Raw genomic sequence first — 6,693 nt, 5'->3', positions numbered from 1 at the left:
CTGCAAAAGCGAAGGCGATCCGCCGCACTCGGTGGAAGATGCTGCCGGCTTCATCGTCGCGCTGCTTGATGCGGCCGGCATCAAAACCGCTGCGCTCGCAGGCCACAGCTTTGGCTCCCTCACAGCGCTGCATGCGGCGTCCACTGCACCGCAAAAGGTGACGCACCTGGCGCTGCTGGGAACCGCCGCACCCATGAAGGTGTCCCCCGCGCTGCTGGACAGCGCATTGAACCAGCCGATGAAGGCCATCGACATGGTGAACACCTTCTCGCACTCCATGCTGGCGCCACCGCCTTCGTCGCTGGGCCCGGGCACATGGCTGTATGGCGGATCGAAGGCGCTGATGAAACGGGTGCTGGCCAGCAACACCAAAGTCAACCTGTTCCACCGCGGTTTCAAGGCCTGCGACGACTACACCGGCGGCGAAGCGGCCATCGAAAAAGTGCCATGCCCGGTACTGTTCATCCTGGGCAGGAACGACTCCATGACCTTACCCAAAATGGCGGCGCCGCTGCAGGCCAAAGCCAAAAATGGCAAGACAGTGATGCTGCAGGCCGGCCACCAGATGATGACCGAGGCGCCCGAAGGGGTCTTGTTTGCGCTGAAGGACTTCATCCAGCCATGAGCGTGCTGACGGCCACGCCGGCGATGACGCAACAGCGTGCGCGGGAAATCGCCGCCAGCTTCGACCTGCGCGCCCTGCCGCCGGACTTTTATGCCAACCCTTATCCGGTCTATGCGCTGCTGCGTGAAACCGAGCCTGTCAAACGCATGCCGGACGGCTCCTGGTTCCTCACACGTCACGCCGACCTGGTGACCGTGTACCGCGACGCGCAAACTTTCAGCTCAGACAAGAAGGTGGAGTTTGAGCCCAGGTACGGCGCAGCCTCGGCCCTTTTTGAGCACCACACCAACAGCCTGGTGTTCAATGACCCGCCGCTGCATACGCGTGTTCGCAAGCTGATCATGGGCGCCCTCACCCGGCGCGCCATTGCCGGCATGGAGCCCGGGCTCATCACGCTGGTCGATGGCCTGCTGGACGCCATCGAGCGCCGCGGCGGCGGTGATCTGATCGAGGATTACGCGTCGGCGATCCCGGTGGAGATCATCGGCAACCTGCTGGGTGTGCCGCATGCCGACCGGGCGCCGCTGCGCGGCTGGTCACTGGCCATACTCGGGGCGCTGGAGCCCAAATTGACGCCCGAACAGGAGGCCCTGGGCAACAGCAGCGTGCGGGATTTCACCCGCTACCTCAAGGACCTGGTGGCCGACCGGCGCAAACACCCGGGCGACCCGGAACACGATGTACTGACACGGCTGATCGGTGAAGAAGCATCGGGTGAAAGACTCAGCGAAATCGAGCTGCTGCAAAACTGCGTGTTTATCCTCAACGCCGGCCACGAAACGACGACCAACCTGATCGGCAACGCGCTGGTGCTGCTACAGGAATGGCCGCTGGCAAAGCAGCAGCTGCTATCAAAACTGGAGCTGCTTGCGCTCATGGATAAAGGGCTTCAAGCCGATTTGGTGGAGTTGACCACTGAAATCGACGAATTCCTTCGTTTCGAGTCGTCCAACCAGCTGGGAAACAGGCGTGCACTCAAGGCCTGCCACGTGGGCGGCGTGGATTTGCCCGAAGGCGCGTTGCTGACGCTGTGCATTGGCGCCGCAAACCGAGACCCGGCGCAGTTTTCCAACCCGGAACATCTGGACCTTGCACGGCAGGACAACCGCCACCTGGCCTTCGGTTTCGGCATTCACCAGTGCGCCGGGCTCAGCCTGGCGCGGCTTGAGGGCCGCATAGCGATCAGCCGCTTTCTGCGGCGCTTTCCGCACTATCGGCTAACCACCAGCCCCACACGCGGCGGCCGCGCGCGTTTCAGGGGTTTTCTGAAAGCACCGTTTTCAATCACTGCGGCCTGACGGTCGTTGCGTGGCCACGCGGTGCGCTGGCGCCGCCTCCAGGGCGTGCAACAGCGCCAGGGCTGATGGCAAATGGGGCGCTGCGCTGATACCGGTGTGCTTCATCGAGTCCAGCAGACGGGTAAGGGTTTGCGCATGCGGCGTCAGGGGGCCGAAGAACCGCGTGCCGGCCGCATCTGCGATCAGCAATGTGGGAAAGGTCTCCACTTCCAGGTCTCCAACCAGTTCGGCTTCGTCTTCAATGTCCAGCCAGACAAACCGGCTTTCCGGATAGCGCAGGGCCAGTTCCGCGAAGACGACGGCGTAGTCGCGGCAAAGCCCGCACCAGTCTGCGCAAAGACAAATCACCCAGAGCGCGGCGGGCGGCACCACAACAGATTCGCGATGGGGAGTTTCTGGAAGCAAAGCGGGTGGCATGCAGGTGAATGCACGCATAAAAATRCGAAGGCCGGATGGCCATGCATTGACTATTATGGCCAGCGCCGCAAAATAAGGAGCGCTGCTGGCCATCCGGCAGAGGAGACAAAACCATGAATGCCATCAACCCCGATGCGGGGCCAGCAGACGTCACGCCACCCGTTGATCCGCGCAGCTTCGATTCATTCGAAAGTTTTTACCCGTTCTATCTTGGCGAGCACCGCAACGCAACCTGCCGCCGCCTGCATTTCACGGGCTCCACCCTTACGCTGCTGTGCCTGGCGGCATTGCTGATCACCCGTAATCCGTGGTGGTTGCTGGCCGGCCTGCTGTGCGGGTATGGCTTCGCATGGGTCGGGCATTTTGTGTTCGAGAAAAACAGGCCTGCTTCATTCAAGCGGCCGCTTTACAGCTTCATGGGGGACTGGGTCATGTACCGCGACATGTGGGTTCAGGCCCTGCGGCGCGTGCGCGGCGCCTGAGCCCACACCAGCGCGGCATCAGGACTCCAGCGACTGCAGGGGGGTGGTTTTCAGGGCCTTCAGGCACGCCGCACCTGCCTGCAGGGCCGCTTCATGCGTGGGGTATGGGTGATCAGAGCCCTCGATACGCAGGTCTGCCGTGTGTTCTTCAGCCGACAACTGCGTGACCACCCAGTAAAAAGGCCTGCTGACGGCTCTTTCACCCGTACCGCAAGCGGTCCGGGTGCAGGAGGAACAGCGGCACTCATAAGGACCGCCCGAGTTCGTTGCTCACGTCTTTGGCGGCGGGCCCCACTTCGGCCACGGCAACCCGCAACTCCAGCTCACTGCAATCGAGGGCGCTAACCCAGTATTTGAGGGAAGCTTCCTCGTTGATATTGATGGGCTCGTTTTGCAGGGCCGGGTCGGCAATCAGGTTCGATGGTGATGTCACGATTTTCTCCAGCAGTTTGAATTGAAGGAATTTCAGCAGATGGAGAGAATCGTCGCGTAAGCACCGGGACGGTCTTGTAAGCATTTCTCCCGCTCCCCTGAAGGCGTGACGGGCGAAAATTTGTGCGGTGCACCAAAAAATCCTTACAAGGCTTACGCCGCTTTCACGGTTTTTGCAGGTTCAGGCAATTCCGGCGTTTCAAGTGCTTACGCAGCCTTTCAGGCCTGTTTAGGAGGATTGGCCGAAGCGGAGTCCGACCGCCTGGAGGATGGGTTGCCTGCCGCGTTTTTGCTGGCATACGATTTATAAAGTTTGGCGGCCAAACCGGAGGTCAAGGCCAGGACAAGCAGTTTTTTCAGCATGGAAGTCTCCTGAGGTTGGTGGAAATGGCATGGCGGACCATGCCAGCAAAAGGCCAACGGGCCAACGGCCGCAAAGCAGCCATTGATCAAATCGTAGGAACACTGAAATGGCGCAGATGTGCGCCTGCACCGCCGCAGGCTGTGCGGTATTTCTTACCCCGGGATAGCGGCGGCGTAACGCATCAAAGACCTGTTTCGCCGTCTACCCGAATGCCCAATTGCTTGACCTTGACGCGCTGCTCCACAGCCTGACTCCACATTTCGAAGTCTTCGTTGGTGGGTGCCGGCCCCTGGCCCGTCTGGTAGGCCCACATTTTGGCCGTCAGTTCGTCATAGATCCGTCGGGCTTCCTGGTGCGCCTGCCGTTCATGGGCAATGGCGCCATCCAATTTTTGCCTGGCTGGTGTTTTCGATGGCATGGTCAATGCGTGAAAAAATCAAAAACCCAATTTTGTTACAGCCAGCCGGAAGCGACAAATATCCCCAAAAATCGACTGGGCTTTTAGGCCAAACGGGCTATTGCCGTTGACAGCCGTTCAGGGTTAGAGAGCGTCCCGCAGCCGTATGGCGGGCCAGCGCGCCTTTTCCCACAAACCCTGGACCGCTTCAGCTTTGTCCAGCAGCAGCAGCTGTATGAGGGGTTCCAGAGGCGTGGTATCAGGATCTGCCAGCAACAGGTAGCGGGCTTCCGCCTCCCCTTCCGCTTCATTGAGCTGGCCTATCCAGTCCAGCGTTACCAGCGTTTCCAGTACCGGCTCCAGTTGCAACCCGTCCACCTGCAGCAGTTCAGCCAGCTGCGAAGCACTGACGCCCCTGCGCGGGCTGGCAAGCGCCCGGTGCAATTGCTGGAGCACTTCAACGGCCAGCTGAAAATACCAGCCATGGGCACTGCCGCGACGGGCCACCCCGGCCAGCAGGCTGGGCAGGTAGGCGGCGATGACCGCTCCCATCAGCACGATGATCCAGGACACATAAATCCATACCAGCAGGATAGGCAGGGTCGCAAAGGCACCGTACACCAGGGAATAAGTCGGCACTGCGCCCAGGTAAAGACTCAGGGCACGCTTGGCCACCTCAATGCCCGCGGCCACAAAAAGGCCGCCTACCCATGCATGCGACCACTTCACATAGGTGTTGGGCACATAGCGGTACATCGCCGCCATACCGCCAGCCACCAGGAAAAACTGAAGGACGCTGAGCAGGAAACGCAGGCTGACCGGCAAGGCGCCCACCAGGCCGCCCGAGGCGGACAGCACATAAGACGTGACAGCAAGGCTGGCCGCCAGCAACAGTGGCCCAAGGGTGATGGCAGCCCAGTAAATCAGCACGCGCTGCGTGAGTGGCCGAGCCTTCCTGACGCGCCAGATGCCGTTGAGCGTGCGATCGATCGTCAAAATAAGCGCGATGGCGGTGACCAGCAGCACAGCCAGGCCGGCGATGCCCAGTTTGTTGGCCTGGCGGCTGAACTGCGTCAGGTAACCCAGCACCTGGCGGGCGATGTTGTCGGGGATCAGGCTCTGGATCAGCCAGGCCTGAAGGGCGCCCTGCAACTTCGAAAACATCGGAAAGGCCGTGAAGATGGCCAGCGCGACGGTAAAAAAGGGCACCAGCGCAATTGACGTGGTGAAGGTCAGGCTGCTGGCGGTCAGGCCCATGTGGTCTTCCCGGAAACGGTCGCGCAGCGTGAGCGCGGTGCCGCGCCACGGAAAGCGCGACAGATCGCTCAACAGGTCCTCCAGATATTGTCGAAATTTCATCCCCGGTATCATGCCACTGACCTTGAACCTGTTGACGGTACAGCGGGTTCCCATGACCATGAACAAAACAACGCAAATTGACATCACCCGCCGGCTCGCGCTGGCCAGCCTGCTGGGCCTCATCGTGCTGGGACTGGCCTGGGAAATGTGGCTGGCGCCGATACGCCCAGGCGGCTCGCTGCTGGCGCTCAAGGTCTTGCCGCTGTGCATTCCGCTGGCCGGCATCATGAAAAACCGCATGTACACCTACCGCTGGGTGAGCCTCCTGGTGTGGCTGTACTTCACCGAGGGCGCAGTGCGGGCCTGGAGCGACCGCGCACCCGGCAACTACCTGGCCTTCATCGAGGTGCTGCTGTGCCTCCTGCTCTTTGCCGCCTGCGCGCTGCATGTGCGTGTGCGCCTGAAAAACGCCCAGCCCCCAGCGACCCCATCAACCCCTTAACTCGAGCCGAACACGTGAGCACGTACACCCAACTGATTGAATCCCTGCGCGAGATCGTCGGCGCAGCCAACGTCCTGACCGACGGCGACCTCACCCCCTGGGTGCAGGATTGGCGCAAGCGCGAAACCGGCAAGGCCCTGGCCGTCGTGCGTCCGGGTTCCACGCCTGAAGTCGCGGCTGTGGTGAAAGCCTGCGCGGCGGCCCGCGTAAGCATCGTGCCGCAAGGCGGCAATACCGGTATGGTGGTGGGGTCGACACCCGACGACTCCGGCACACAGGTCGTGCTGAGCCTGACACGCATGAACAAGGTGCGCACGCTGGATGCCGGCAACCTGACCATCACGGTCGATGCCGGTTGTGTACTGCAAAACCTGCAGGAAGCCTGCGAAAAAGCGGGCTTCCTGTTTCCCCTGAGCCTGGCCTCTGAAGGCAGCTGCACCATTGGCGGGAACCTCGGTACCAACGCAGGTGGCACTCAGGTCGTGCGTTACGGCAATACGCGCGATCTCTGCCTGGGCCTGGAAGTTGTGAACGCACAGGGCGAAATCTGGGATGGCCTGTCTGGCCTGCGAAAAGACAACACCGGCTACGACCTGCGCCACCTGTTCATCGGCAGTGAAGGCACGCTGGGCGTGATCACCGGCGCCGTCATGAAGCTGTATCCCATGCCCAAATCCCAACTCACCGCCTTTGCCGCTGTGCCATCACTTGAGGCCGCCGTGCAGTTGCTGGGCCTGGCGCATGAGCACCTGGGCTCGGGCCTGACCGGTTTTGAGGTCATGGGCCAGTTCGCCCTTGGGCTGGTGGCCAAACACTTCCCGCAACAGCGCGTACCTTTTTGGCAGGAGCACGCCTGGTGCGTGGTGCTGGAGAACTC

General features: G+C 61.5%; 11 protein-coding genes. 5 read left to right on the top strand and 6 right to left on the bottom strand.

Translation table 11 applies throughout. From position 1 onward, the window contains the following. Positions 1–625 (top strand): alpha/beta fold hydrolase (locus AC1D0Z_RS14115; protein WP_477658856.1); only part of this gene is annotated, 625 nt, incomplete at its 5' end. Then, positions 622–1,923 (top strand): cytochrome P450, encoded by a 1,302-nt coding sequence (locus tag AC1D0Z_RS14110; protein ID WP_477658855.1) that lies wholly within the window; start codon positions 622–624, stop codon positions 1,921–1,923. The genes AC1D0Z_RS14115 and AC1D0Z_RS14110, both read left to right, overlap by 4 nt. Here AC1D0Z_RS14110 and AC1D0Z_RS14105 read toward each other — a convergent pair. Beyond that, a complete protein-coding gene (locus AC1D0Z_RS14105) occupies positions 1,906–2,340 on the bottom strand; it encodes a thioredoxin family protein (RefSeq protein WP_477658854.1) in 435 nt (144 codons plus the stop codon). The two genes, AC1D0Z_RS14110 and AC1D0Z_RS14105, sit on opposite strands and share 18 nt — an antisense overlap. 113 nt (positions 2,341–2,453) lie before the next feature. On the opposite strand from AC1D0Z_RS14105, the gene AC1D0Z_RS14100 reads away from it, so the two are divergent. Further along, the gene (locus AC1D0Z_RS14100) at positions 2,454–2,822 is read left to right on the top strand and encodes an Mpo1-like protein (protein ID WP_477658853.1); all 369 of its coding nucleotides are present in this window, start codon (positions 2,454–2,456) and stop codon (positions 2,820–2,822) included. A gap of 18 nt (positions 2,823–2,840) precedes the next feature. Here AC1D0Z_RS14100 and AC1D0Z_RS14095 read toward each other — a convergent pair whose 3' ends face one another. From AC1D0Z_RS14095 to AC1D0Z_RS14075, 5 genes are all read right to left on the bottom strand, one after another. After that, positions 2,841–2,993 carry a hypothetical protein gene (locus AC1D0Z_RS14095; RefSeq protein WP_477658852.1) on the bottom strand — a complete coding sequence of 51 codons (153 nt, stop codon included), beginning with the start codon at positions 2,991–2,993 and terminating at the stop codon, positions 2,841–2,843. A 73-nt stretch (positions 2,994–3,066) separates the two neighbouring features. Next, positions 3,067–3,255: a DUF3606 domain-containing protein gene (locus AC1D0Z_RS14090; protein ID WP_477658851.1), complete on the bottom strand. Its 189-nt coding sequence runs from the start codon at positions 3,253–3,255 to the stop codon at positions 3,067–3,069. 218 nt (positions 3,256–3,473) lie between these two features. Then, on the bottom strand, positions 3,474–3,617 hold the full coding sequence (locus AC1D0Z_RS14085) for a hypothetical protein (RefSeq protein WP_477658850.1): 144 nt from the start codon (positions 3,615–3,617) through the stop codon (positions 3,474–3,476). Positions 3,618–3,799: 182 nt separating this feature from the next. Then, on the bottom strand, positions 3,800–4,036 hold the full coding sequence (locus AC1D0Z_RS14080; protein ID WP_477658849.1) for a hypothetical protein: 237 nt from the start codon (positions 4,034–4,036) through the stop codon (positions 3,800–3,802). 123 nt (positions 4,037–4,159) lie between these two features. Beyond that, complete coding sequence (locus AC1D0Z_RS14075; RefSeq protein ID WP_477658848.1) at positions 4,160–5,374, bottom strand: YihY family inner membrane protein; 1,215 nt, start codon at positions 5,372–5,374, stop codon at positions 4,160–4,162. 58 nt (positions 5,375–5,432) lie between these two features. Between AC1D0Z_RS14075 and AC1D0Z_RS14070 the strand changes: the two genes are divergently transcribed. Beyond that, positions 5,433–5,816, top strand: a complete 384-nt coding sequence (locus tag AC1D0Z_RS14070; RefSeq protein WP_477658847.1) for a DUF2069 domain-containing protein — start codon at positions 5,433–5,435, stop codon at positions 5,814–5,816. Positions 5,817–5,830: 14 nt separating this feature from the next. Then, positions 5,831–6,693, top strand: an 863-nt coding sequence (locus AC1D0Z_RS14065) for an FAD-binding oxidoreductase (RefSeq protein ID WP_477658846.1), incomplete at its 3' end; no start/stop codon positions are given.

This window comes from Polaromonas sp. P1_E3, from assembly GCF_056405935.1.
The sequence above is the reverse complement of the archived record's forward strand: the minus strand, read 5'-3'. Positions and strand labels throughout refer to the sequence as shown.